This is a genomic window from Streptomyces sp. JLSY215, from assembly GCF_059682825.1.
In genome coordinates this window covers 7,434,782-7,459,452 of the sequence record NZ_CM185022.1, presented here as the reverse complement: position 1 = coordinate 7,459,452, position 24,671 = coordinate 7,434,782, and the positions used below count along the sequence as shown (strand labels likewise).

Below are 24,671 nucleotides of genomic sequence, written 5' to 3'. Positions count from 1 at the left end.
TTACGTCGTGGCTTCCTCCAAAAACGCTCCTTCGTTAGGGCGCTGGTGCGGCTTTGCCGCCGGGCACCCCCAGGACGCGTTCCATTTGCCGGCGCGGCGCACCTCGGTCCCCGAGGCACGTAAGCGGGTCATCGCGCTGCTGCACTCATGGGGCGCGGCTCAGCAAGTCCGCGACGACGTGGAGTTGGTGGTGTCCGAACTGTTCACCAACGCGGTACGGCACACCGACAGCGAGAAGGTCGGCTGCGAGCTGACGCTCGTCGGGTCGTACATCCGCATCGAGATCACGGACGAGGGCGGCCCCGGCGTTTCGGCGCCGCACGCCCAGCCCAGCAGCGTGGACCAAGAGGGCGGACGAGGCCTGTTCCTGGTGGGCGCGCTCTCCGAGAGCTGGGGGACGCGGCCCGACGACGGCGGCCGCGGCCGGGTCGTCTGGGCGGATCTGCCGTACACCTCAGCGGCACACTGAGGCCCCGGCCCGCCTTCCGCGGGAAGCCGGGGCCTTGTCGTGTCGCGCGTCCGCCCTACCGGAAGCCGCCGCTACAGCGGCAGCAAGTCGGGCCGCTTGGGCTCGACATGGTCGCCCGAGGACTCGCCGCGCAGTCGGCGCCCGATCCACGGGACGAGGTGTTCGCGCGCCCAGTGGATGTTGTCCCGCCGCGCCTCGGCGGCCGACCGCTCCGTCTCCGGAGGCCACGGCTGGTCCGGGTCGGCCGGCACCTGGAGCCCGAGCACCTGCGCCGCGCGCAGCGCCACCCGGGTGTGCCCGTCGGCCGACAGATGCAGCCGGTCATCGCTCCACGCCCGCCGGTCCTGCACCGACTTCAGCGACCACAGGTCGAGAACCGGGCAGTCGTGCCGGTCCGCGATCGCCCGTACATGGGCCGTATAGGTCGCGATCTTGCCGCGCAGATGTTTGAGGACCGGCACTCCGCGGGTGTCGAAGCCGGTGCACAGCAGCACCGTTCCGACCGAGGTCCGCAGGTCGGCGACCGCCCGTTCATAGCGCTCGGCCACCGCGTCCGGGTCCGAGCCCGGCCGCAGGATGTCATTGCCGCCGGCACAGAAAGTCACCAGCGCGGGGGCAAGCTCCTTCGCCCGGGGCACCTGCTCCTCGACGATCTGGCCGAGCAGCCGCCCCCGCACGGCGAGATTCGCGTAGCGGAAGTCCCCCTCTTCCCGCTGATCCGACAGGAGGACCGCTAGCCGGTCCGCCCAACCGATGTACGCCCCGTCACGGCCGGGATCCCCGACCCCCTCGGTGAAGCTGTCCCCGACGGCTGCGTACGACCCGATGGCGCCACCGGCGCCGCTGCTGATGTTCTTCGAATCGTCTGCCACGTCAGGACATACTTCACCTTGAGAAGTGACCTACGCCACCGTAACCAGGGGTTGACGGGAGGTGATTAATGCCACCAGGTCAAATTCTTCTCAAGTTGGAATAATGATCGATCACAGACCGCTTCAGCTTCGCTCCATAATTCACTCCACACACGGTCACGAACGGTCGCCCGGCCGCACCGCATACCGGACGGCATGCCGACACCGTTGCCAGCTGATTGCGTATTGCACCAATGTCGTATCGTCGGAGTTGCCCGCCGCGACGACGGCCAGCGTCGGCGGCCGAACCAAAGGAGCGCCCGTGACGCAGACGCCGCAGGTCCCGCAGGACCAGTTCGAGCTCGCGGAGGTCCGCAACTTCCGTGATGTGGGCGGACTGCCGACCGTGGACGGGCGTCGGATACGTCAGGGGCGACTGTTCCGCAGCGGCCATCTCGCGCATGCGACCGAGGCGGACGCGGCGTTCCTCGGCGGCCTCGGGCTGCACACCGTCTTCGACTTCCGCAATGCCGCGGACATCAAGCTCGAGGGCCCCGATGTCACGCTCCCCGGCGTACGGAACGTGAACATCCCCCTCACGGACCCGGCCGACGGCGCGGAATTCTGGTCGATGGTGCGCGACGGCCACCTGGACCAGCTGCGGGGCATGCTGGGCGACGGCAAGGCCGCGGCCCGGATGACCGCGACCTACCGGCACATCATCACCACCCGCACCGAGGACCACAGCCGGGTGCTGCATGCGCTCGCCGAGGACAGCGTGCCCGCGCTGATGCACTGCGCGGCCGGCAAGGACCGCGCGGGGCTGTCCGTCGCGGTGACGCTGCTGGCGGTCGGTGTGGAGCCGGACGCCATCGAGGCGGACTACCTCAAGTCCAACGATCCGCACCGCCGCTACAAGATCCGCCGCAGCGACAACTCCGCGGTCGGGATGTCGGCGGAGGTCATGGAGCTGCTCTCGCCGCTGTTCGGGGCGCACACCGACTACCTCACGGCCGCCTTCGACACGATCGAGCAGACCTGGGGCTCGACGGAGAGCTACCTCAGCGAGGGCCTCAAGCTGGCCCCCGAGACCCGCGAGCGGCTGCGCGCCCAGCTGCTGACCGACTGACCTCCGCACACATCACCACAACGGCCCGGCGGATGACCGCCGGGCCGTTGTGTGTGCCGTACCTCACCACGGGTCGCCGAGCCGCCGCCGGCGTTCCGTCCAGCCGTCCGGGTCGGTGACCCAGCCCGCGACCAGCACCAGCCCCGATTCCCGGTGCATCGCGAGAAAGCCGAAGGGCCGGTCGAAGTCGGCCGACACCAGCCGTGACCGCTCCTGGGGACCCAGCGCGGACCCTGCCCGCATCCCGATGGCCGTCACGGCCGCCGCCCGGAATCCCAGCGGCCCGAAGCTCGCCGTGACGGTCTGCCGGGCCGACGACACCGCCAGCGGCTGCTCGCTGATCCCCGGGAAGTGCCCCCGCGAGGCATCGGTGGCCGCGGCGAGCCCGAACAGCCCCGCCCGCTCCAGCAGATCGTGCTCGGCATCGACGGTGAACCGCGGGCAGGTCAGCTCGGTTTGCGGGGCCCCGTCCCAGCTCTGCACCGTCCGCACCCGCACGCCCGGCCCGGCGCCGTCACCCAGCGCCGCGCCGGAGACCGCCGGATACACCCCGCCCAGGGCCGCAACACCATGGCGCAGCACCTCGCCGCCGGGCATCTGCGGCGGACCGAGCAGCAGCCGCACGTCCAGGCCGTTGTCGCCCGCGACCTCCGCCACGGTCAGCTCCCCGGCCGGCGTGCGGTGCACCCGGATCTCCTCCCGGACCGTGCCGGAACGCCACAGCCCGGTCAGCTCCCGCCCGGCCCAGGGCCCTTCCGCCACCCGCAGCGGCTGCTCCTGGAACGGCTCGCGCCATGTCGTACGGACCAGCAGCGCGCTCGCCAGCACCAGCAGGGTGCCGGGGTCGGCCGGTACGGGCATCCGCTCGATCAGGCCGTCGGTGTGCCGCCGCACCCAGGCGTTCATCGCCGTCAGGTCCGCCGCCGCGTCCCCGGTCAGCTCGCCGTGCACGTCCAGCGGCAGGCTCCGCAGCCAGTCGGGGCGCAGCTCCAGCGCGCGCCGGGTCCACAGGCCCACCGCGGCATCGATGCCGTCCGCCGCGGCGAGCGCGTCGAGCAGCTCGCGCCCTTCGCGGACGGCGTGCTCCGCGTCCGTGCCGAGGGCATCGGCCAGTTCCTTGCGGGCCGGGCCCGCCGCCGGTCCGGCGAGCAGCGCCAGCAGCGGCCAGAGCCCGGTGGCGGTCAGGGCCGTGCCCCGCTCCCCCACCGCCGCCCGCGCCCAGCGGGCCGTCAGGTCGTTGACGGTCCGTACCGTCGTCTCGGCGATCATCGCTCGCGTCCCCCCGTGTTCGTCAGCCGGAACTCCTCGTCGTCCGAGTCGTCCTCACCGTCCTCGCCGCCCGCACCGTCCGGGTCCAAGTCCGCAGACGCATCGCGCAGATGCGTGGCGATCGGCCGGTCCAGCTCGTCATGGGTCAGGAACAGGCTGCGCAGCAGGGCCACCGGGTACACCACCGCCGGATCGTCCTCCCCGGGCGGCCCCGTACACGGCTCGTCGACCGTCCCGCTCTCGTCGGAGCCGAACAGGGCGGGCAGCGCGCCGCCACCGGCCGCGAACGGCTCGAACTTCCACTCGTGCCCCTTGGTACGACGGACCACTTCCCCGATGTACCAGGCGGCGCCCTGCAGGAACGGTCCCCGTCTCGCCGCGCCGATCTCCTCCTCGCTGGTGTACCGGGCGCGGACGAGGGCTTCGAGCGCGTCCAGGGACTCCGGGCCGAAGTCCCATCGGTCCGGCCGGCCGGTCTCCTTCGCCCACTCCGCGAAGCCGGCCGAGCGGTCGGCCAGCCACACCGCGAGTCCGGCGCCCGCCCGCTCCTGCTCGGGATGCGGCCTGGCGGTCGGCTCCCAGCCCGGCTCCCGCGCCCGCCGCTCCCGCACCGCCTCACGCAGCCGCGCGACCTCGGCCGCGAACGCGCTGCCGGTGCGTTTCCGCATCGCATGGGTGAGGAGCAACAGGGGTGCGATCGGCTGGAGTTGCAGCTCGGGGTCGGGGCAGATGACCGGCTGTCCCCGCCACTGGTGGCCCCCGACCGGCCGCCGGTTCCAGCCCCAGGAGCCGCCGGCCACGGCCAGCAGGGATTCACCGAGGTAGGCCATCGCCCCCTCGGTGATTCCCGTGCCTCTGTCGACCGTGTCGCCCGGCCCGTAGTGCTCCAGCAGACGAGCCTCCAGGGCATCCAGGGAGGCGGGGCTGCGGTCGAGCGGGAACGTCGCGGGGAGCAGGGCACCGGGCAAGTAGCGCAGCGCTTCGGGCATCAGGCTGATCCACATGCTCAGCCGCCGGAGCATCTCCCGGTCATCGGCCATCGGCTCACTCATGGTGGACACTCTAGGAGCGAGGACTGACAACGCCCGTGCATTCCTGGCCGGTTGACACCGGGGTCGGCGCCTGTGCGCTCACGACCGGCCGAGCTGCGCCTTGACCAGCGTCCGGCCGAAGTCCCACATCAGACCGCCGCCGTTGTGGGCGTCGTCCATGACGGCCGTGAACGCCTCCAGGAACCGGTCCACCTCCCGCTCCCCGATGATCAACGGCGGAATCAGCTTGATGACCTCCAGATGGTCGCCGGAGACCTGGGTGAGGATGCGGTGGCGCTGCAGCAGGGGCGCCACGACCAGCTGCGCGAACAGGCCCTTGCGGGCCGCCTGCAGCATCGTCCAGCGCCCGCGCAGCACCAGGGACTTCGGCCTGCCGAACTCGATGCCGACCATCAGCCCCCGGCCGCGCACGTCGTGCAGCAGCTCGTACTTGCCGATCAGTGCGGACAGCCGCTCGCGCAGCAGATCGCCGGTGTGCCGGGCGTTGGCGACGATCCCCTCGTCCTCCATCACCGCGAGCACGGCGAGACCGGCCGCCATGGCCTGGGCGTTGGCCCCGAAGCTGGCGGAGTGCACCAGCACCCGGTCCATCGACGAGTAGACCTTCTTGAAGATCCAGTCCTTGCCGAGCGTCGCACCGACCGGGACATAGCCGCCGGAGAGCGCCTTGGCCACACAGACCAGATCCGGTTCGACGCCGTCCTCGTGCTGGTAGGCAAAGAAGTCGCCGGTCCGGCCGAGACCGGTCTGCACCTCGTCGGCGATCAGCAGGGCCTCGTGCCGGTGCAGCAGCTCCTGGGCGGCGGCCAGGAATCCGGGCGGGGTGGGGTGGACGCCCTTGCCCTGGATCGGTTCGACGACAAAACCCGCGACGTCGCCGCGCCGCAACTCCCTTTCCAGCGCGGCCAGATCGCCCATTTCCAGGGCGGTGTCGGGCAGCAGCGGGGCGAAGCCGTCGCGGAAGCCGTCCTCGCCGTTGACGGAGAGCGAGCCGGTGGTCAGGCCGTGGAAGGCATGGGTGCAGTAGAGGATGCGGGGCCTGCCGGTGGCGTAGCGGGCGAACTTCAGGGCGGTCTCGACGGCTTCGGTGCCGCTGTTGCCGAAGAAGACCCGGTCCAGGTGGGGCGCATGGGACAGCAGCTTCTCGGCGAGCAGGCCGGGCAGCGGCTGGCAGTCGAAGCGGGTGAGGTCGGGGAGGTCCGCGTCCAGGACGTCGTGCAGGGCCTGGCGTACGACGGGATGATGGCGGCCCAGGCCCATGACGCCGAATCCGGCGAGCATGTCGAGGTAGTCCTGGCCGTCGCTGTCCCAGAAGTAGGCGCCCTCGCCCCGCTCGTAGACCTTGTCGAAGCTGATGGTGTGCAGCATCCGCGGGAGCTGGTGGTTGAGATGGCGGGCATGCAGGTCATAGCGCTCGGCGCCGCGGTCGGCGAGCAGCTTCGCCAGGTCGAATCCGGTCACGAGGCGTCCTCCCCCTGGGCCGGTGCGGCGTTCCGGCGGGCCAGTTCGGCGCTGATCCGGCCGGCGATCTCGGCCGGGGTGAGCCCGAGGTCGGCGAGCAGTTCGCCGCGCTTGGCGTGGGCCAGGAACTGCTCGGGGACGCCGAAGGTCCGCAGCGGTACGTCCACCTCCGCGTCCCGCAGCGCCTGGCCGACCGCGGATCCCACACCGCCGTTGCGGCTGTTGTCCTCGACGACGGCCACCATGGCGTGCTCCGCGGCGAGCGGGGCGATGGCGGGGTCGACCGGCTTGACCCAGCGCGGATCGACGACCGTCGCATCGACGCCGCGCGCCGCGAGGAGTTCGGCGACCCGCAGACACACCGGTGCCATCACGCCGACCGCGACCAGCAGGACATCCGGCTGCGGGGCGCGGTGCAGCACGTCGACGCCGCCGATCCGCCCCACGGCGGGGATCGGGTCGCCCACCGGCTCCTTGGGGAACCGGATGACCGTCGGGGCGTCGTTCACGTCCAGGGATTCGCGCAGCTGGGCGCGGAGTTGGTCGGCGTCGCGCGGTGCGGCGATCCGCAGCCCCGGTACGACGCCCAGTACGGACAGATCCCACATGCCGTTGTGCGAGGCGCCGTCGGTGCCGGTGACGCCGGCCCGGTCCAGGACGAAGGTCACGCCGCACTTGTGCAGCGCGACATCCATCAGGACCTGGTCGAAGGCGCGGTTGAGGAAGGTGGCGTAGACGGCGACGACGGGGTGCAGTCCGCCGGTGGCCAGGCCCGCGGCGGAGGTGGCGGCGTGCTGTTCGGCGATGCCGACGTCCCAGACCCGGTCCGGGTAGGCCTTCGCGAACTTGCCGAGCCCGACCGGCTGGAGCATGGCGGCCGTGATGGCGACGACGTCCTCGCGCTCGGCGCCGATCCGTACCATCTCGTCGGCGAAGACGGACGTCCAGGAAGGGGCGCTGGGCGGGGTGACGGGCGCGCAGGTGAGCGGGTCCATCACGCCGACGGAGTGGAAGTGGTCCGCCTCGTCCTCCAGCGCGGGCTGATAGCCGCGGCCCTTCTCGGTCAGGCAGTGCACCAGCACCGGGCCGTGGAATTTGGCGGCGCGGCGCAGCGCGGACTCGACGGCGGGGATGTCGTGCCCGTCGATCGGCCCGAGGTACTTCAGGCCGAGGTCCTCGAACATGCCCTGCGGCGCGAAGGCGTCCTTGAACCCCTTCTTCGCGCCGTGCAGCGACCCATAGAGCGGCTGGCCGACGACCGGGGTGCGCTGAAGGACGTCCTTGCCCCAGGCCAGGAACTTCTCGTAGCCGTCGGTGGTGCGCAGCGTGGCGAGGTGGCTGGCGAGGCCGCCGATGGTCGGGGCGTAGGAGCGCTCGTTGTCGTTCACGACGATGATCAGCGGGCGGTCCTTGGCGGCGGCGATGTTGTTGAGCGCCTCCCAGGCCATCCCGCCGGTGAGCGCGCCGTCGCCGATGACGGCGACGACATGGTCGTCCTTGCCGCGCACCTCATTGGCCTTGGCCAGGCCGTCGGCCCAGCCCAGCACCGTGGAGGCGTGACTGTTCTCGATGATGTCGTGCGGCGACTCGGCGCGGGAGGGATAGCCGGACAGCCCGCCCTTGGCCCGGAGTTTGGAGAAGTCCTGGCGTCCCGTCAGGAGCTTGTGGACGTACGACTGGTGGCCGGTGTCCCACAGGATGCGGTCGGCGGGCGAGTCGAAGACCCGGTGCAGGGCGATGGTCAGCTCGACCACGCCCAGGTTGGGTCCCAGATGGCCACCGGTGCGGGTGACGGCCTGCACGAGGAACTGCCGGATCTCCTCGGCGAGTTCGTCCATCCGCTCCTCGGGCAGCGCCTTGAGGTCGCGCGGCTCGCGGATGTGTTCCAGCAGGGTCATGCTCGGTCCCCTCCATGGGTTCTGCTGACGGTGACATCGGGGGCGCGGGGCGGCGCTCCCCCGGCCTGCCTGCAGGCGGGCCCGGCCGGCCGCGGGCGCGCCGTCCGCCGCGCCGCCGCCGGTCCGGGCCGGGACGGCGGGCAGCCGCGGCGGCACGGGCGCACCGCTCCCCGCGTCAGCCGCGGTTCCCGCCGACGGTCTCCCGGGCGGCCCGCAGCGACTCCTTGAGGGAGCCCATGGTGGCCAGGACGGCGGTGGGCTCATAGCCGCAGTGCGCCATGCAGTTGGCGCAGCGCGGGTCCTTGCCGCGGCCGTACTTGCTCCAGTCCGTCTCGTCGATGAGCTCCCGGTACGTGGGCACATAGCCGTCGCTCATGAGATAGCAGGGCCGCTGCCAGCCGAAGAGCGAGTAGTTGGGGATCGCCCAGGCCGTGCAGGGGAAGTCCGCCTTGCCCTCCAGGAAGTCCAGGAAGAGCGGGCTGTGGTTGAGCCGCCAGCGGCGGCGGTTACCGCCGGCGAAGGCCTTCCGGAACAGCTCCCGGGTCTGCTCCACGCCCAGGAAGTGTTCCTGGTCGGGGGCCTTCTCGTAGGCGTAGGCCGGCGACAGCATCATTTCGTCGACCTGGAGGTCGTCATTGAGGAAGTTGAGGACCTCGATGATGGTCTGCGGGGTGTCGGTGTTGAAGAACGTGGAGTTGGTGGTGACCCGGAAGCCGCGCCGCTTGGCCTCCTTGATGGCCGCCACCGCCTCGTCGAAAACGCCTTCCTTCGCGACGGATTCATCGTGCCGCTCCCGCATCCCGTCGATATGCACCGCGAACGCGAAATACGGCGAGGGCGTGAACTTCTCCATCTTCTTGCGCAGCAGCATCGCATTGGTGCACAGGAAGACGTACTTCCGCTTCGCCACCAACTGCCGGACGATCTCGTCGATCTGCGGATGCATCAGGGGCTCGCCGCCGGCGATGGAGACCATCGGCGCGCCGGACTCCAGCACCGCGCCGACCGCCTGCGCCACCGGCATCCGCTGCTTCAGCACGCCCGCCGGATGCTGGATCTTCCCGCAGCCCTCACATTTCAGATTGCACGCGAAGAGCGGCTCCAGCTCGACGATGAGCGGAAACTTCTCGCGCCGGCGAAGCACCTTCTGTTCAAAAAGATAGGTCCCGACCCGGATGGTCTGACGAAGCGGCATGGCCATCTGGCTCACCTCCTGGGGAGCAGCAAAGAACGGTGCCATTCGAAAAACACAGGAAGAACGCAGCGCAGCACACGGAAGGCCGATATTCCACCGCGCACCGTGCCGATCCGTACGAGTTCATGTTCTGGAGCGTCCACGATCACCCGGACGGCCGCAACCGGACGATTTCCGGCACGCCGCGCGGCACGCAGCGTCGCATCGGATTCCATGTCCACCGCCACCGCGCCCGCGGCATGCAGCGCGGCCCGCTCCGCGCCGCGTACGACGTGGTCGGAGCCGCGCAGCAGGCCGGTGTGCACGGTCAGCCCGCGCTCGCGCAGGGCCGCCAGCAGCGGGCCGTTGTCCCGGCAGACGATGTCCGGGGCGTCGGGCCGGTGGTCGCGGGTGGCCTCGGCGACCACCACGTCACCGGGCCGCATCCCGGGGGCGAGGCCGGCACAGAAACCGCTGGCCACGACCGGTGACTGCGCGGTGGCGGCGCCCTCGCGCAGCGCGTGCGCCAGGGCGCGTTCGGCCGCCTGGGGGCCCATGCCCGTGCGGAGGGTGACCACCGGCGGACGGGTACCACCGCCGCGGCCCCGCAGCGCGAGCCGCTCGATGCCGAGCGCACAGGCGATCAGCAGCGGCGGATCGGCGTCTGCCGGGGCCGGTCTCGGCATCAGTCCCCCAACGGCGCGTCGGCATGTCCGCCGTGGACATAGCGGCCCAGGGCCGTCAGCGGGAAGACCTGGCGGTAGAGGTGGTAGTTGATGGAGAAGTCCCAGGGGAAGCCCGTACCGGTGAAGTACGGCTCCTCCCAGGAGCCGTCCGGGCGCTGGGTGTCGGCCAGATAGCGCACCCCGCGCCGGACCACCTCGCTCTCCCGCTCCCCGGCCGCCAGCAGCGCCATCAGCGCCCAGCCGGTCTGCGAGGCGGTCGAGGCGCCGCGCCCGGCCCAGGCCTTGTCCTGGTAGGAGCGCTGGTCCTCGCCCCAGCCGCCGTCGTCGTTCTGCACCCGGGCCAGCCAGCCGACGGCGCGGCGGATCGCGGGATGCGAGGCGGGGAAGCCGGCCGCGGCGAGCGCGGGCAGCACGGATCCGGTGCCGTAGACGTAGTTGGTGCCCCAGCGGCCGAACCAGGCGCCGCTGGGCTCCTGTTCGGCCAGCAGCCAGTCGATGCCGCGCCGGGTGCTGTGGTCGTGCGTACGGCCGACATCGGCGAGCATCTCGACGACATGGGCGGTGACGTCAGCGGACGGCGGGTCGATGACCTCCCCGAAGTCGCAGAACGGCAGGCGGTTGGGGAACGGGCTGGTGTTGTCGGCGTCGAAGGCGCCCCAGGCGCCGTTCTTGGACTGCATTCCGAGGTTCCAGCGCACCGCCCGGCGGACCGCGGCGTCGACCCGCTGGGGGTCGGGGTGCTCGACGCGGCGCAGCGCGAGCACCACCTCGGCGGTGTCGTCGATGTCCGGGTAGTTGTCGTTCTCGAACTCGAACGCCCAGCCGCCGGAGGACAGTTGAGGCCTGCGCACCGACCAGTCGCCGGGCCGGTCGATCTGCTCGTCGAGCATCCAGTCGACGGCCTTGATCAGCTGCGGATGGTCGGGCGGCAGCCCGGCGTCGGCGAGCGCGATGGTGGCCAGGCAGGTGTCCCAGACCGGGGACTGGCAGGCCTCGATCATCCGGGCGCCGTCCTCGCGCCATACGGCGAAGCGGTCCAGCGATTCGAGGCCGCTGCGCAGCACCGGGTGGTCGAGGTCGTAGCCGAGGAGGTGCAGGGCGATGACGGAGTAGACGGCGGGGGGCTGGATGCCGCCCCAGCAGCCGTCGTTCTCCTGCCGTTCGATGATCCAGCGGGCCGCGGAGCGCATCGCGGCCCGGCGCAGCGGGCGCGGGGCGACCCTGTGGTAGACGTGCAGCGCCTTGTCCAGGCGCTGGAAGATGCCGTCCCAGCTGGTGGCGGGGGCGAGGGGGCGCGGTGGGTTGGGGCGGCGCGGGTGGGTGTGCAGCTCGTCCAGGGCGAACGGCGCCGGGCGTACCGGGCGCTTGGCCGAGACGATGGTCAGGGCCACTATCGTCTGCCGCGCCCAGCAGCCGAAGTCGTAGATGTTGAGCGGGAACCACTTGGGGAGGTACATGAGCTCCGGCGGGAGCTCCGGGAGGTCGTCCCACTTCCACCAGCCGAAGAGGGCCAGCCAGATACGGGTGAAGACCCGGGCGGCGGCGATCCCGCCGTGTTCGCGGATCCAGGCGGACGCCCTGGCCATATGGGCCGCGTCCGGGGCATCCCCGGCGAGCCGCAGGGCCACATAGGCCTCGATGGTGGTGGAGAGCTCGCCGGGGCCGCCGTAGAAGGTGGCCCAGGTGCCGTCCGCGCGCTGCTCACCGCGGATGAAGCGGGCGGCGGCCTCGGTGAGCTTGGGGTCCGCCACGCCCAGGAACTGACGGAGCAGCAGATCCTCGGCGTCCATCGTGACGTTGGTCGCGAGGTCGCCCTTCCACCAGCCGGCGGAGTCCTGGAGGGAGAGCAGATGGTCGGTGGCGCGGGTGGTGGCGCGCCGCGCGGCGGTCTCGGTCTTCTCAGCGGTGGCATCGCTGGCCGAAGGGGCCCGGGGCGGCAGCGCCCCGGTGCTTCCGTCGGTCGTCGCTGTCATGGCTTCCCCTTCTGCAGTGAACTGTCAATGCGTGTTCAGGGACTCCGTCGGCCGGCGCCCTCCCCCACTGCCCTCAAGGCGTGGGCGGGGGCACCTCCCAGCGGTAGCCGGGGAAGTACCCCCAGGCACCGGCCGGCGACTGCGAACTAGTTCGTATCGATGGTGATCATCTCTCTCGTACGACGACGAAGTCCGCGAGCGCGACCAGCTGCGCGCGGACCTTTTCCGGGATGTCGACCTCGTCCAGCGCGGCGATGGCGGTGGCGTGCTGGCGGCGGGCCTCCTGGGAGGTCCACTCGCGGCCGCCGGCCTCCTCGATCAGGGCCGCCCGGGAGGCGAACTCCTCCTCGGTGAAGTCGGCGATCTCGGTCTCGGTCTTCTTGGCGTCGGCCGCCAGGATCCGGGCGAGGCGCTCGGAGGCGGGGCCGCCCGCGGCCAGCGCGGCGACGACCGGCAGCGACTTCTTGCGCTGCCGCAGATCGCTCCAGGGCCGCTTGCCGGTGGCCTCCGGGTCGCCCCAGATGCCCAGCAGATCGTCGACCGCCTGGAAGGCGAGGCCGAGGTGGTAGCCGTACTTCTCCAGGATGTCGGCGGTGCGGTCGTCGGCACCGCCGAGCACCGCACCGATGGAGACGGCGCAGGCCAGCAGCGCGCCGGTCTTGTTGCCCTCCATCTCCAGGCACTCCTCGACGGTGACCCGCTCGCGGTGCTCGTAGGAGATGTCCTGGGCCTGACCGTCGATCAGCTTGCGGGTGGCCAGGGTCAGCCGGCGGGTCGCCCGGCCCGCCTCGACGGTGCCCAGCTCCAGCAGTATTTCGTTGGCGAGGGCGAACAGCGCGTCGCCGACGAGGATCGCCTGCGCGGGGCCGTGCACCTTCCAGACCGTGTCGCGGTGGCGGCGCTGTTCGTCGCCGTCCATCAGGTCGTCGTGCAGCAGCGAGAAATTGTGCACCAGCTCGACGGCGACCGCGCCGGGGATGCCGACCTCGGGAGCCACGCCCGCGGCCTCGGCCGACAGCAGGGCGAGGGCGGGGCGTACCGCCTTGCCGCTGTCCCCCGTCGAGGGGTTGCCCGCGGCATCGATCCAGCCGAAGTGGTAGGCGGCGACGGTGTCCATGGGAGGAGCGAGCCGGTCCACGGCGGCACGCAGCACGGGAGTGGCAAGTGTCCGCCCGCGCTCCAGCAGCGCGGTGACGCTCGCGGTGTCGATAGCTGGGGAAGCCGGATTCACGGTTTCTCCTCTGTTTCCGATGCTCGTGCTCGTGCGAGCGCTCGAAGTACTCGTAGTCATGCCGCCTCCTGAGGCAACTGGCCCTGGGGGAAGCCGAGTTCGGTGAGTGCCTCGCCAGCGGCGGCAGTGCCGCTGCGAACAGCGCTTTCCATGGTCGCGGGCCACCCGGTGGCGGTCCACGAACCGGCCAGATACAGGCCGGGGGCTTGGGTGCGGGCGGCGGGGCGGAGCCTGCCGACGCCCGGTGCGGGCGCGAAGGTCGCGGTGCGCTCGCGGGTGACGAAGAAGTCGCGGATCCGGGCGCCCCGGGCGGCGGGCAGCAGCCGCTCCAGCTCGGGCAGATACCGGGCGCGGAGCTTGGCGACCGGTGCGTCGATCTCCTCCTGCGCGGCGGACTGCGAGAGGGCCAGATACTGGCAGCCGCTCCCGTCGGGCAGGTCGGCGAGCCCGGAGGCGTGGGTACGGTCGAAGACCCACTGCACCGGGGAGCCGACGGCGGCGAAGAAGGGGCGGCGCAGCACCTTGCGGTCGTAGACGACGTGGACGTTGAGGATCGGTGCCGTGCCGATCTCCAGCAGCCGGTCCTGCTCCGCCAGCGCGCCGTCCGGCAGCAGGCCGTGCGTCTCGCGCTGCGGTACGGCGAGGACGACGGTGTCCGCGGCGAGCCGCTCGCGGCCGTGCGGGCCGTTCTCGACCGCGACCTGCCATCTGCCGTCGGTGCGCTCGAGGCCCGCGGCGCGGGTGCGCAGGCGGATCCGTACGCCGGCGTTCTCCAGGGCCTTGCGGGTGCGTTCGTCGTGCACCTCGCCGAGCGGCACCCGGGCCCAGCCGATGTCGGCGGCGCCCGGCGCGGAGAGGAGGCCGGTCTTGAAGACCTTGGCCGCCAGCCCCAGGGACGCGTCGTCGGCGGTGGCGTTGAGGGTGGCGATGCCGACCAGGTCCCACAGCGCCTCGATGGCACGGGCGGACTGGCCGTGGCGGCGCAGCCAGCTGCCGAAGTCCACGCCGTCCAGCGCGGGATCGGCCGGGTCCAGGCCCTTGAGGGCGAGGGTGGCGCGGACCACGCCGGCCCGCTCGGCGGGTGAGAGGTGCGGGTAGGTCGCCAGGCTCCCGGCGAGGTGCAGCGGTACGGGCAGGGCCGTGCGGCGCAGCCGGCCGAGCCGCATGCGGTCGGCATCCAGGACGGGGACGTCCATGCGGTCCTGGAGGGGCGCCAGACGGCCGGCGCCGATGCGCTCCAGGAATGCGCGGTATGCCGTGCAGCAGCGCAGGTAGACATGCTGGCCGTTGTCGACGGTCAGCTCGCCCGCGGCGCCGTCGCGGCGGAAGGAGAAGACCAGCCCGCCGAGCCGGGGCCGGCTCTCGACGAGCGTGACCCGCAGGCCGGCGTCGGCGAGCGCGAGCGCTGCCGTGCTGCCCGCGAGCCCGCCGCCGATGACCACCGCGGCCGCCCCATCGGGACGGCCGGGCGGCTGGGCACCGTTCCGGTCGGGCGCCGTGGCTGCCGATGTCATACGTTCTCCCCCCATACCGCTGACAGTGACGCAGCGGCCGGGAAGAGGGTTGCTCGCCGCGCCGACGCGGGGTCGTCGTCCGTGTGCGCGGCCCGGCGGATCATCCCCGCCTCCTGACGGACTCCCGGCGGCCGATCGCGCGCGCATCGAGGCCGGACAGTCCGCGTACCGCGACGAACGCCTTCTCCCGGCCGGGCAGCGAGACCCGGCCGCGCAGCACCGCCTCGGGGTCGGCGGCGATCCGGGAGAGCAGGCGGTGGTAGATGCCGGCCATCGCGGCCACGCAGGCGCCGCTGCGCCGGTCGAGCATCGGCAGCAGCCGGAACCCGTCGGCGAACAGCGCGCGGGCGCGCTTGACCTCGAAGTGCACCAGACCGGCGAAGTCCGAGCCGGCCGGCGGCACCGGGCCGTGGAAGCCGGCCGAGCATCCGAACTTGGCGAGGTCCTCGGCGGGCAGATACGTACGGCCGTTGTCCGCATCCTCGCGAACGTCCCTGAGGATGTTGGTGAGTTGGAGGGCGAGGCCGAGGGTATCGGCGTACTCGGGGGCGCGCTCGGCGTCCGGCGCGCCGGGGACCGTGCCGAACACGCCCAGCGAGAGCCGGCCGATGCCACCCGCGACGCAGCGGCAGTAGACCTTGAGGTCGTCCCAGGTCTCGTAGGTCTCGCCGCGCACATCCGCGAGCACACCGTCGATCAGCTCGTCCAGCGCATCGAGCGGTACGGGGAAGCGCCGGGCGGCGTCGGCGAGCGCGACGGCCACCGGGTCGGTGTCGTCCTCGTCGATCCGGCCGTCCTTGATACGGGCCAGCAGCGCCCGGGTGTCCTCCAGGCGCTGTTGCTTGGCGGCGGCCTCCAGGGTGCCGTCACCGATGTCGTCGACCCGGCGCGAAAAGGCGTAGAGCGCCGACATCGCCTGCCGCTTGTCGGTCGGCAGGAGCCGGATGCCATAGGCGAAGTTCCGTGCCTGCTGCCCGGTGACGGCCTCGCAGTAGCGGTACGCAGCGAGCACCGGCGCAGACGCGTGTGCGGTTGCCTCCACGGTCCGGCTCACCCCTCTCTTCGCAATGTCGCCCCCACCTCGCGCAGCAGGCTGAGCTTGGTCGGTTTGGGCGGTCCAGGGAGTACGTCGTGATCGGCGGCCGCGACCGCCCGGAGTGCGGCACGCCCGCCGGCGACGAATCCGGCCAGCAGCAGCTTCAGCCTGCCGTGGACGCTACCCACCAGCGGGGTGCCTTCATCCAGCAGGTCACGGGCGCGTTCCGCTTCGTACGCGATCAGTGCGCGCACCGATGCGCCCCCGCTCGGGGCGGCCAGATCGGCCTCGGTGACACCAAAACGTTTCAGGTCCTCGGCGGGGAGGTAAACACGGTCACGGCCGAGGTCCTCCGCCACGTCCTGGAGGTGCTCGACGATCTGCAGGGCGGTACAGATCCGGTCGGAGTGGCGGATGCGCTCCGGGCTCGCGGTTCCGGTGATGCCGAGGACGAGCCGGCCGACGGGATTGGCGGACAGCTCGCAGTAGGCCAGCAGGTCGCCGTAGGTGCCGTAGCGGGTGACGATTTGGTCCTGGCGGTTGGCCTCGATCAGGCCGAGGAAGGGCTCGGGGGTGAGCGCACAGCGGCGGACGGTCGGGCCCAGGCGGCGCAGCAGCGGATGCCGGGGGCCGGGGGCGGCGTCGCTGAAGACGCGCCGCAGGTCCGCCTCCAGGGCGTCCAGCATCGCGATGCGGTCGTCGGCCGCCCCGCGGTCCAGGCCCAGCAGCACGGCGTCACCCCCACCGGGCGCGAGATCGCCGTCGCCGATGTCGTCGACGAGCCGGGCGAAGCCGTAGACGGCCATCAGGTCGGCCCGCCAGGCGCGCGGCAGGAAGAACGGCGCCACCGGGAAATTCTCGTGCGCGGCCTTGTCGAGCACGGTGCGCGACTGTGCGTCGGCCGGCTCGCCGGTGAGTTTCGCCCGTCGACGGGTGACGGTGCGCGTCAACGCCTCCCCTTCACTCACCGCGGGCTGCCCGGCGCATTTCGGAGCCGGAGCGAACCAGTAGCCATTGCCGTCACGTCTCCCGTTCTACACCGCCAAGCTAAAACATCCTATTTCGGACACGCCGCAGGTCACGCCGCGCCCGGAACGAAGCTTCCCTCGCCCGCTCAGGTGAGTATTGCCCGACTTGCACCACTTGTGCCGTTCAGTACCTGTACAGCTTACGCCGTACGTCTCGCCCGCGTACGAGGGGGTACCGAAGCTGCGGGCAACGATCCGGTCAACATCGACAACGATCCAACTGTTCCCGCCCCCGGAAGAGTTGACCATCTGTTAATGAGCGTCCCGGCAGTCGAAGGCCTCCGCGAGCCGGACTCACGGAGGCCTTCGAGAGCGGGCTGGGTCAAAGGGTCCGGGCTATTTGCCCGTCTCCTTCTCGTACGCCTTGATCACTTCGTCCGTCGGGCCGTCCATCAGCAGCTCACCGCGCTCCAGCCACAGCACCCGGTCACAGGTGTCGCGGATCGACTTGTTGTTGTGGCTGACCAGGAAGACCGTGCCGGCCTCCTTGCGCAGCTCGCGGATGCGGGCCTCGGAGCGCTTCTGGAACTTCCGGTCGCCGGTGGCCAGCGCCTCGTCGATCATCAGCACGTCGTGGTCCTTGGCCGCCGCGATGGAGAACCGCAGCCGTGCCGCCATACCGGAGGAGTAGGTGCGCATCGGCAGCGAGATGAAGTCGCCCTTCTCGTTGATGCCGGAGAAGTCGACGATGCCGTCGTAGCGCTCGCGTACCTGCTCGCGGGACATGCCCATGGCCAGGCCGCCGAGGAGGACGTTCTTCTCGCCGGTCAGGTCGTTCATCAGCGCCGCGTTCACGCCCAGCAGCGAGGGCTGGCCGTGCGTGTAGACCTTGCCGCGCTCGGCCGGCAGCAGGCCCGCCACCGCCTTGAGCAGCGTCGACTTGCCCGAGCCGTTGGAGCCGATCAGACCGATCGACTCGCCCCGGTAGGCGGTGAAGGAGACGCCCTTGACCGCGTGCACCTCGCGCACACCCGTGGAGGGCTTGCGGCGGATGATGCGGTTGAGCGCCGCGGTGGCGCTGCCCTTGCCCGCCCCGGTGCCGTAGACCCGGTAGACGATGTGCAGATCATCCGCGATCACCGTCGGCACGCGCTCCTGCGCCGCCGCCGTCGGCCGAACGCCGTTGTTGTCCTCAGCCACGTCAGCCACGTCCGTACCGCTCCTCAGCCTTCCAGAAGTACACAAAGCCGGCGACGCCCATCAGCAGCGCCCAGCCCGCGGCGAACGCCCACACGTGCGGCGGCAGCTTGTCGTGCGTGAAGCTGTCGATCAGCGCGAAGCGCATCAGGTCGATGTAGACGGCGGCCGGGTTGGCGTTGAGCAGGACCTCCACGAAGTGCGGGACGTCCTTGCCCTTGAGGATCAGGTCGATGCTGAACATCACGCCGGACGCATACATCCACGTCCGCATGATGAACGGCATCAGCTGCGCCAGGTCGGGCGTCTTACTGCCGAGCCGGGCCATGACCATCGCCAGGCCGGTGTTGAAGACGAACTGGAGCAGCAACGCCGGGAAGATCAGCAGCCACGACCAGGTCGGCATCTGCCCGAAGCCGAGCAGGATGATGACCAGCACGCCCATCGAGAACAGCAGCTGCTGGAGCTGCATCAGGCAGAACGAGATCGGCAGGCAGGCGCGCGGGAAGTGCAGCGCCCGCACCAGCCCCAGGTTGCCGGAGATCGCCCGCGTTCCGGCCATCACCGAGCTCTGGGTGAAGGTGAAGATGAAGACGCCGGTCACCAGGAACGGGACGAAGTCGGGAATGCCCTTCCGCGTACCGATCAGCAGCCCGAAGATCAGGTAGTACACGAGCGCGTTCAGCAGGGGCGTCGCCACCTGCCAGACCTGGCCCAGCTTCGCCTGGCTGTACTGCGCCGTCAGCTTGGCGCTGGCGAAGGCGGAGATGAAATGCCGCCGCTCCCACAGCTCCCGGACGTACTGCGGCAGACCGGGGCGGGCCCCGCTCTGCGAGAGCCCGTACTTGTGGGCCCGCTGGGCCGCAGTGAGCCCTTCGTCGGAAGCTGGCGGGGCACTCATGGCGACCGCACTGTCGTGCGTTGTCTCGCTCACAGTTGACACTTTCGTCCTCAATGTGCGCTGCCGGGGTCACGCCCCGCAGTGCGCCTGATGCTCTTGGATACGAGCTTGTCAGATGACGGGAGGGCGGCCCAGTCGGGTCAGTCGCCAAACGGTAGCCCACTTCATGGGGCGCCTGTCACCGCACGGGGTGGTCCAGCCCTCCTTGAAACCGGCCAGCCAGACCCGCAGCGCAGGCCAGGAAGGACGACGGGCCAAGGTGAGCAGGAACCAGACGCCGAGGTAGACCGGAACCAGCAGGGCGGGCAGATTGCGGCGGGCCAGCCACACACGGTTACGGGCCACCATCCGGTGGTAGACCGCGTGCCGGCTGGGGGCCATGGTCGGGTGCAGCAGCAGCATGTCCGACCGGTAGTCGATCAGCCACCCCGCGTTCAGCGCCCGCCAGGCCAGGTCCGTCTCCTCATGGGCGTAGAAGAAGTCGTCGGGCAGCCCGCCGATCTCCTGGAAGACCTTGGTGCGGACCGCATTGGCGCCGCCGAGGAAGGTCGTGACCCGGGAGGAGCGCATCGGGTCGGCGGCCCGCAGCCGCGGTACGTGCCGGCGCTGGGTCTCGCCGGTGTCCGGGTCGGCGATCCGGAAGCTGATGATGCCGAGCTCGGGGTCCTGGGCGAACGCCGTCCGGCACAGCTCGGCGGTGTCCTCCTTGGCCAGCAGCCCGTCGTCGTCGAGGAAGAGCAGGATGTCGACCTCGCTGCCGCCGGGCCCGAACGCCTCGATGCCGACGTTGCGGCCCGCCGGGATGCCGACGTTCTCCGGCAGCTCGACGGTCCGTACGCCCTCGGGGAGCTCGGGCAGCGGCGAACCGTTGCCGACGACGACGATCTCGACTCGCTCGCCGTCCTGCTTGGCGACCGAGTCCAGCAGCGCGCGCAGCTCGTCGGGGCGGTTGCCCATCGTGAGAACAACCGCACCGACGCGCATCTGGGACGCCCCCGTCACTTGAGCCTGCTGGAGGCGAGGATGGACACGAGATGGAGCAGGGTCTGGAGGAGCGCGATGCCGGCGAGCACGGCGACGCCCAGACGGGAGAAGAACAGGTCGCCCCGGATCTGGTCCACGACCGCCAGGGCCAGGATGAGCAGGGACGCCTCGACCCCGAGGATCAGCCGGTGGAACTTCAGCGCCGCGGCGGCCTTGCGGGCCAGCGCCATACCGGACGAGCGCATCTCGGACGCGGTCTCCTTGACCTGCTCCTTGCCGCTCTGCGCGCGGGCCACGCCGACCAGGTCCGTCTCCGCCTTGATCAGGATGGCGCCGAGGGCGGCCAGCGTGCCGAGGAAGGCCCACAGCCAGTCGATCCGGCCCGAGCCCCACAGGTCGGCGGCGCGCAGGCCGAAGCCGACGAGCACGGCGGCGTCGGTGAGGTACGCGCCGACGCGGTCCATCCAGACACCGGCGAGCGAGTACTGCTTGCGCCACCGGGCGATCTCGCCGTCGACGCAGTCGAGCAGCAGGTAGAGCTGGACCATCAGCACGCCGAGCACGGCGCCCGCGATCCCCGGCACCAGGAGTGCCGGGGCGGCGAGCACGCCGAAGACGGTCATCAGATAGGTCAGCTGGTTGGGCGTGACCCGCGTGTTCACCAGGTGCCGGTCGATGCGCAGCGAGAGCTCGCGCATGTAGAGCCGGCCGGCCCAGTGCTCGCCGCTCCGCCGGTCCTTCACACCCGGGGGGTGAACGACCGGGCGGAGTTCAGCTACCGATGGCTTGTGCATAGTCGGCGTAGGCGTCCCTGATCTGGTCGGTGGACAGGTCGAGGTGCTCCAGGATCGTGTAGCGCCCGGGGCGGGTCTTGGGTGCGTACTCGACGGCCGCGACGAATTCCTCGGCGGTGAAGCCGATCTCGTCGGGCGTGACCGGCAGACCGTGCCGGCGCAGCACCTCGACCATCAGGTCACGGGTCTCCTTGTCCCCGCGCAGATGCGTGGCGAACGCGGCGGCGAGGCCGCACTGCTCGCCATGGCTCGCGGCGCGCTTGGGGTAGAGGATGTCGAGCGCGTGATTGATCTCGTGGCAGGCGCCGGACGCCGGACGGCTGTCGCCGGCCACCGACATCGAGATGCCGGTGAGGACCAGGCCCTCGGCGAGCACCTGGAGGAAGTTGTCGTCGCCGACTCCCCCGGGGTGCCGCAGCACGGCCTCGCCGGCCTGGCGCGCCATGGCGGCGGCCAGTCCGTCGATCGCCTCTCCGGTCTCGCGGTGGGAGAGCTCCCAGTCCGCGACCGCGGAGATGTTGGAGATCGCGTCGCCGATGCCGGAGCGGACGAACCGGACCGGGGCCTCGCGGATGATGTCGAGGTCGATCACCACGGCGATCGGGTTCGGCACACCGTAGGAGCCGCGGCCCGCGTCGTTGTCGAGGGTGGCGACCGGCGAGCACAGGCCGTCGTGCGACAGGTTCGTCGCCACGGCGACCAGCGGCAGGCCGATCCGCGCGGCGGCGAACTTGGCACAGTCGATGATCTTGCCGCCACCGAGGCCCACGACCGCGTCGTAGTGCCCCTTCTTCATGTCGTCGGCGAGCTTGATCGCGTCGTCCAGGGTGCCGCCGCCGACCTCGTACCACTCGGCGCCCGGCAGCGCGGGGGACAGCCGCTCACGCAGCCGTGCCCCCGAGCCGCCGCTGATCGCGATGGCGAGCTTGCCGGACGCGGAGATGCGCTGATCGGCCAGCAGGCCCGCCAGGTCGTCCAGGGCGCCGGCGTTGATGTCGACGACGACCGGGGACGGAATGAGGCGGGTCAGTACTGGCATGCGATGTCACGGCCCTTCGCGAGGTCGTCGTGGTTGTCGATCTCGACCCACTTGACGTCGCCGATCGGCGCCACGTCCACCTTGAAGCCGCGGTTGACCAGCTCCTGGTAGCCGTCCTCGTAGTAGAGGTCGGGGTCGCGCTCGAAGGTGGTCTTGAGCGCGTCGGCCAGCTCCTCGGCGGCGGAGCCCTCGATGAGGGTGACGCCGATGTACTCGCCGGTGGCCTCGGCCGGGTCCATCAGCTTGGTGATGCGCTGGACGCCCTTCTCGGGGTCCACGATGACCTTCATCTCCTCGTCGGCCAGCTGCTTGACCGTGTCGAGGGCGAGGATGATCTTCTGGCCGTTGCCGCGGGCGGCGAGCAGGGTCTTCTCGACGGAGACCGGGTGCACGGTGTCGCCGTTGGCAAGGATCACATCGTGCTTGATGGAGTCACGGCCGCACCACAGGGAGTAGGCGTTGTTCCACTCCTCGGCCTTGTCGTTGTCGATGAGGGTGAGCTTGAGGCCGTACTTCTGCTCCAGGGCCTCCTTGCGCTCGTAGACGGCTTCCTTGCGGTAGCCGACGATGATCGCCACCTCGGTCAGGCCGATCTCGGCGAAGTTGCCGAGGGTCAGGTCCAGGATGGTCGTGTCGCCGTCGACCGGCACCAGAGCCTTGGGCAGGGTGTCGGTGTAGGGGCGCAGACGCCGTCCGGCGCCGGCTGCCAGCACGAGGCCGATCATGCGGGTTCTCCTTCATCGTGTACGGCGGGTGCTCCGGAAGAGACCCAGAAGCGGATGCTCTCGATGAGCACCAGCAGCGCCAGGACCACGGCAAGAGCCGTGAGCGCGATTGTGAAACCTGAGGGGGACAGCGCGGCGGCCAGGACGGTCACTAGGAGGACGCGTCCTTCGTGTCCGCCGGTTGCCCGGACCAGCCACCGCGGCGGCGCCCCGGTGCCACCGCGGATGCGGTAGACGGTGTCGTAGTGATGGTAGGCGACGGCCGCGACCAGCCCGAACGCCGCGGGCAGCGCTCCGGGCACGTCCGACCGGGCCGCCAGAACGAGGATCGTGGTGTATTCGCCGGCGCGGAAGAAGGGCGGCACGAGCCAGTCGAGGGCGCCCTTGAGCGGGCGGGACACGGCCGCACCGGCCAGCAGGGCGGAGCAGAGGGCGACGCCGACGGTCAGCCAGGAGGCGGGGTCGTCCTCGAAGATCACCCACACCAGCAGCACCGCGGCCGAGAGAAACGCCATAGCGGGCGCCAGATAGGAACCGGTACGGGCGCGGCCGCGGGCGCCGCGGGCGATCAGCTCGGCGAGCGGCCCGGAGTCGGCGAGGTCGGCGAGCGCCTGGGCGGCGCGGTCGGTGCGCCGGGCCCGGCGGGTCAGCGAGCGCAGCACCCGGCCGGCCGTGGTGTAGCAGGCGGCCAGGGCGCAGCCGATGAGCAGGGCGTAGAAAACGATGCGCGGCGTGGTAAACGCGGTGAGCACGGCGATCATGGCCCAGCGTTCGCCGATGGGCAGCACGATCATCCGGCGTACCCAGACCGTCCAGCCGACGCTGTCGAGCTTGTCGGAGAGCGCGGCGGTGGGGCTGGTGTTGGCCGTCGCGTCGTGATTGGCCTCGTTGAAGGCGAAGTCGACGACATGGCGGCAGGTCTGCAGCACCATCGCGCCGAGCGCCAGCGCCCATACGTCGTCGCCGCCGCGTGCCGCGCCGAGCGCGAGCCCCGCGTAGTACGCGTATTCCTTGGCCCGGTCGAAGGTGGCGTCGAGCCAGGCGCCCATCGTCGAGTACTGGAGCGAGTAGCGGGCGAGCTGCCCGTCCGTGCAGTCCAGGACGAAGGAGAAGAGAAGGAGGAGGCCTGCGGCGATGAAGCCGCCGCGGGTCCCGGTGGCCGCGCAGCCCGCCGCGATCAGCGCGGTGAGCAGGGAGGCGGTGGTGACCTGGTTGGGGGTGAGCCCGCGGCGCGCGCACCAGCGGGCGAGGTAGCGGGAGTACGGGCTGATGCAGAAGGTGGTGAAGAACCCGTCGCGGGACTTCACGGCGGTGCGCAGCCGTACGGCCTCGTCGTCGACCGCGGCGACGGCCTCCTGCGCGTCCTCGCGCTGCGCCGGGGTGAGCGCGACGGTGGCGACGAGACTGCCCAGCTCGACGCGGTGCAGGCCGATGTCCTCGCGGTCCAGGGACTCGGTGAGGGTCTCGGTCAGGACGTCGGTGAGGTGGGCGGTTCCGGCGCCGACCGGGATCTTGCCGACCGCCTTCACCAGCGCGGCGCGCGCCTCGGGCTGCGCGGTGAGCGCCCCGGGGACGGCGGCGGCCGGGAAGCGGGGGTCGGTCAGTGCCAGCCGCAGGGCGTGCAGATGTCCGACGAAACGCGGGTCGACGACGGCGACCCGCTCCTGGGCGGGCGCGGCGGCGATCAGCTCGGCGGCCGCGGTGGCATCGTTCGCCGTACGGACGTCGAAACCCAGCGTGCGCAGGTCGGCTTCGAGCGGCGACCCGGCGACCGGCGGACCGGTGAGGATGGCGGTCGACAGACGAACTCACTCCTTGGATGCTGACAAGGCAGCACGGGACGGTCCGCAATCGATCCGCATTCGATACGAACTACCCGGGCAGCGGGCGTGGCACACCTGGCCGCCCGGAGGGGCTGGGTGGCACGTCGGCAGAGGCTATCGGATCGCCGGATGCGGCCGTTCACCGCGCATTCACCGCACGATCGAGTGACCGACGGCTGCGCCTGCCGCGATCATCATGGTGGATCGGACGGTCCATGAACAACTGCCGTCCTGACCTGGGGCTCGATCCGGTGCCGGTTATGAGTGGGCTGGTCACGGGTGGTACGGGTTGTGCCGGGGCGGCTGTGGCGAGTGCCATGCGCGGGCCGGCCGCTGTGGCCCCTCTCACGGCCGGCCGCACCGACGACGCGTGATCGTTTTGCAATCGAACACGTTTCCGGAGACCCCTCCGCACCCCGAGCCGCACCCGGTAAACACCGCGGCACCGCACACGACCTGGCTCGCTGTGCGTCTGATGTGCCTGCAGGTGGGGCAGA

The 24,671-nt window shown here is 71.1% G+C and carries 22 protein-coding genes; 3 read left to right on the top strand and 19 right to left on the bottom strand.

Annotation, left to right across the window (positions count from 1 at the left end; genetic code table 11):
* Positions 1-7 precede the first annotated feature (7 nt).
* Positions 8-469 carry an ATP-binding protein gene (locus AC5677_RS33050; RefSeq protein ID WP_497191548.1) on the top strand — a complete coding sequence of 154 codons (462 nt, stop codon included), beginning with the start codon at positions 8-10 and terminating at the stop codon, positions 467-469.
* A 71-nt stretch (positions 470-540) separates the two neighbouring features.
* On the opposite strand, the gene AC5677_RS33045 is transcribed toward AC5677_RS33050, so the two are convergent.
* On the bottom strand, positions 541-1,341 hold the full coding sequence (locus AC5677_RS33045; RefSeq protein ID WP_497191547.1) for an SGNH/GDSL hydrolase family protein: 801 nt from the start codon (positions 1,339-1,341) through the stop codon (positions 541-543).
* 301 nt (positions 1,342-1,642) lie between these two features.
* Between AC5677_RS33045 and AC5677_RS33040 the strand changes: the two genes are divergently transcribed.
* A complete protein-coding gene (locus tag AC5677_RS33040; protein WP_497191546.1) occupies positions 1,643-2,449 on the top strand; it encodes a tyrosine-protein phosphatase in 807 nt (268 codons plus the stop codon).
* Positions 2,450-2,512: 63 nt separating this feature from the next.
* On the opposite strand, the gene AC5677_RS33035 is transcribed toward AC5677_RS33040, so the two are convergent.
* From AC5677_RS33035 to AC5677_RS32950, 18 genes are all read right to left on the bottom strand, one after another.
* Positions 2,513-3,718, bottom strand: a complete 1,206-nt coding sequence (locus AC5677_RS33035) for a serpin family protein (protein WP_497191545.1) — start codon at positions 3,716-3,718, stop codon at positions 2,513-2,515.
* Entirely contained in the window at positions 3,715-4,770 is a 1,056-nt protein-coding gene (locus AC5677_RS33030) for a hypothetical protein (protein WP_497191544.1), read from the bottom strand. The genes AC5677_RS33035 and AC5677_RS33030 overlap by 4 nt, the downstream gene beginning before the upstream one ends.
* A gap of 78 nt (positions 4,771-4,848) precedes the next feature.
* A complete protein-coding gene (locus AC5677_RS33025) occupies positions 4,849-6,231 on the bottom strand; it encodes an aspartate aminotransferase family protein (protein WP_497191543.1) in 1,383 nt (460 codons plus the stop codon).
* Positions 6,228-8,129 carry a 1-deoxy-D-xylulose-5-phosphate synthase gene (gene dxs, locus AC5677_RS33020; protein ID WP_497191542.1) on the bottom strand — a complete coding sequence of 634 codons (1,902 nt, stop codon included), beginning with the start codon at positions 8,127-8,129 and terminating at the stop codon, positions 6,228-6,230. Before dxs ends, AC5677_RS33025 begins: the two co-directional genes overlap by 4 nt.
* Before the next feature lie 175 nt (positions 8,130-8,304).
* A complete protein-coding gene (gene hpnH / locus AC5677_RS33015) occupies positions 8,305-9,330 on the bottom strand; it encodes an adenosyl-hopene transferase HpnH (protein WP_497191541.1) in 1,026 nt (341 codons plus the stop codon).
* Between the two features lie 5 nt (positions 9,331-9,335).
* Positions 9,336-9,989: a phosphorylase family protein gene (locus AC5677_RS33010; protein ID WP_497191540.1), complete on the bottom strand. Its 654-nt coding sequence runs from the start codon at positions 9,987-9,989 to the stop codon at positions 9,336-9,338.
* On the bottom strand, positions 9,989-11,962 hold the full coding sequence (gene shc, locus AC5677_RS33005; RefSeq protein ID WP_497191539.1) for a squalene--hopene cyclase: 1,974 nt from the start codon (positions 11,960-11,962) through the stop codon (positions 9,989-9,991). Before shc ends, AC5677_RS33010 begins: the two co-directional genes overlap by 1 nt.
* Positions 11,963-12,128: 166 nt before the next feature.
* Positions 12,129-13,193: a polyprenyl synthetase family protein gene (locus AC5677_RS33000; RefSeq protein WP_497191538.1), complete on the bottom strand. Its 1,065-nt coding sequence runs from the start codon at positions 13,191-13,193 to the stop codon at positions 12,129-12,131.
* A 56-nt stretch (positions 13,194-13,249) separates the two neighbouring features.
* A complete protein-coding gene (gene hpnE / locus AC5677_RS32995) occupies positions 13,250-14,707 on the bottom strand; it encodes a hydroxysqualene dehydroxylase HpnE (RefSeq protein ID WP_497191537.1) in 1,458 nt (485 codons plus the stop codon).
* A 100-nt stretch (positions 14,708-14,807) separates the two neighbouring features.
* Entirely contained in the window at positions 14,808-15,761 is a 954-nt protein-coding gene (hpnD, locus tag AC5677_RS32990; protein ID WP_497191536.1) for a presqualene diphosphate synthase HpnD, read from the bottom strand.
* On the bottom strand, positions 15,758-16,624 hold the full coding sequence (gene hpnC / locus AC5677_RS32985; protein ID WP_497196846.1) for a squalene synthase HpnC: 867 nt from the start codon (positions 16,622-16,624) through the stop codon (positions 15,758-15,760). The genes hpnD and hpnC overlap by 4 nt, the downstream gene beginning before the upstream one ends.
* A 483-nt stretch (positions 16,625-17,107) precedes the next feature.
* On the bottom strand, positions 17,108-17,920 hold the full coding sequence (locus AC5677_RS32980; RefSeq protein ID WP_497191535.1) for an ABC transporter ATP-binding protein: 813 nt from the start codon (positions 17,918-17,920) through the stop codon (positions 17,108-17,110).
* Positions 17,913-18,842, bottom strand: coding sequence for an ABC transporter permease (locus AC5677_RS32975; protein WP_497191534.1), 930 nt, complete (start codon positions 18,840-18,842; stop codon positions 17,913-17,915). Before AC5677_RS32975 ends, AC5677_RS32980 begins: the two co-directional genes overlap by 8 nt.
* Before the next feature lie 78 nt (positions 18,843-18,920).
* On the bottom strand, positions 18,921-19,793 hold the full coding sequence (locus AC5677_RS32970) for a glycosyltransferase family 2 protein (protein ID WP_497196845.1): 873 nt from the start codon (positions 19,791-19,793) through the stop codon (positions 18,921-18,923).
* Between the two features lie 14 nt (positions 19,794-19,807).
* A complete protein-coding gene (locus AC5677_RS32965; RefSeq protein WP_497191533.1) occupies positions 19,808-20,587 on the bottom strand; it encodes a CDP-alcohol phosphatidyltransferase family protein in 780 nt (259 codons plus the stop codon).
* Positions 20,565-21,626, bottom strand: coding sequence for an iron-containing alcohol dehydrogenase family protein (locus AC5677_RS32960; protein WP_497191532.1), 1,062 nt, complete (start codon positions 21,624-21,626; stop codon positions 20,565-20,567). Before AC5677_RS32960 ends, AC5677_RS32965 begins: the two co-directional genes overlap by 23 nt.
* Positions 21,614-22,351, bottom strand: a complete 738-nt coding sequence (locus tag AC5677_RS32955; RefSeq protein ID WP_238576330.1) for a phosphocholine cytidylyltransferase family protein — start codon at positions 22,349-22,351, stop codon at positions 21,614-21,616. The genes AC5677_RS32960 and AC5677_RS32955 overlap by 13 nt, the downstream gene beginning before the upstream one ends.
* Positions 22,348-24,036: a DUF5941 domain-containing protein gene (locus AC5677_RS32950; RefSeq protein WP_497196844.1), complete on the bottom strand. Its 1,689-nt coding sequence runs from the start codon at positions 24,034-24,036 to the stop codon at positions 22,348-22,350. Before AC5677_RS32950 ends, AC5677_RS32955 begins: the two co-directional genes overlap by 4 nt.
* Between AC5677_RS32950 and AC5677_RS32945 the strand changes: the two genes are divergently transcribed.
* Positions 23,977-24,177, top strand: coding sequence for a hypothetical protein (locus AC5677_RS32945; protein ID WP_497191531.1), 201 nt, complete (start codon positions 23,977-23,979; stop codon positions 24,175-24,177). The two genes, AC5677_RS32950 and AC5677_RS32945, sit on opposite strands and share 60 nt — an antisense overlap.
* Positions 24,178-24,671 lie beyond the last annotated feature (494 nt).

What these genes read in the sequence shown, in the direction of transcription:
- AC5677_RS33035 (WP_497191545.1), bottom strand. Translation starts at nt 3,718, where the DNA reads ATGATCGCCGAGACGACGGTACGGACCGTCAACGACCTGACGGCCCGC.
- AC5677_RS33030 (WP_497191544.1), bottom strand. Translation starts at nt 4,770, where the DNA reads ATGAGTGAGCCGATGGCCGATGACCGGGAGATGCTCCGGCGGCTGAGC.
- dxs (WP_497191542.1), bottom strand. Translation starts at nt 8,129, where the DNA reads ATGACCCTGCTGGAACACATCCGCGAGCCGCGCGACCTCAAGGCGCTG.
- hpnH (WP_497191541.1), bottom strand. Translation starts at nt 9,330, where the DNA reads ATGGCCATGCCGCTTCGTCAGACCATCCGGGTCGGGACCTATCTTTTT.
- AC5677_RS33010 (WP_497191540.1), bottom strand. Translation starts at nt 9,989, where the DNA reads ATGCCGAGACCGGCCCCGGCAGACGCCGATCCGCCGCTGCTGATCGCC.
- shc (WP_497191539.1), bottom strand. Translation starts at nt 11,962, where the DNA reads ATGACAGCGACGACCGACGGAAGCACCGGGGCGCTGCCGCCCCGGGCC.
- hpnE (WP_497191537.1), bottom strand. Translation starts at nt 14,707, where the DNA reads ATGACATCGGCAGCCACGGCGCCCGACCGGAACGGTGCCCAGCCGCCC.
- AC5677_RS32970 (WP_497196845.1), bottom strand. Translation starts at nt 19,793, where the DNA reads ATGCGCGTCGGTGCGGTTGTTCTCACGATGGGCAACCGCCCCGACGAG.
- AC5677_RS32965 (WP_497191533.1), bottom strand. Translation starts at nt 20,587, where the DNA reads ATGCACAAGCCATCGGTAGCTGAACTCCGCCCGGTCGTTCACCCCCCG.
- AC5677_RS32960 (WP_497191532.1), bottom strand. Translation starts at nt 21,626, where the DNA reads ATGCCAGTACTGACCCGCCTCATTCCGTCCCCGGTCGTCGTCGACATC.
- AC5677_RS32955 (WP_238576330.1), bottom strand. Translation starts at nt 22,351, where the DNA reads ATGATCGGCCTCGTGCTGGCAGCCGGCGCCGGACGGCGTCTGCGCCCC.
- AC5677_RS32945 (WP_497191531.1), top strand. Translation starts at nt 23,977, where the DNA reads ATGTCCGACGAAACGCGGGTCGACGACGGCGACCCGCTCCTGGGCGGG.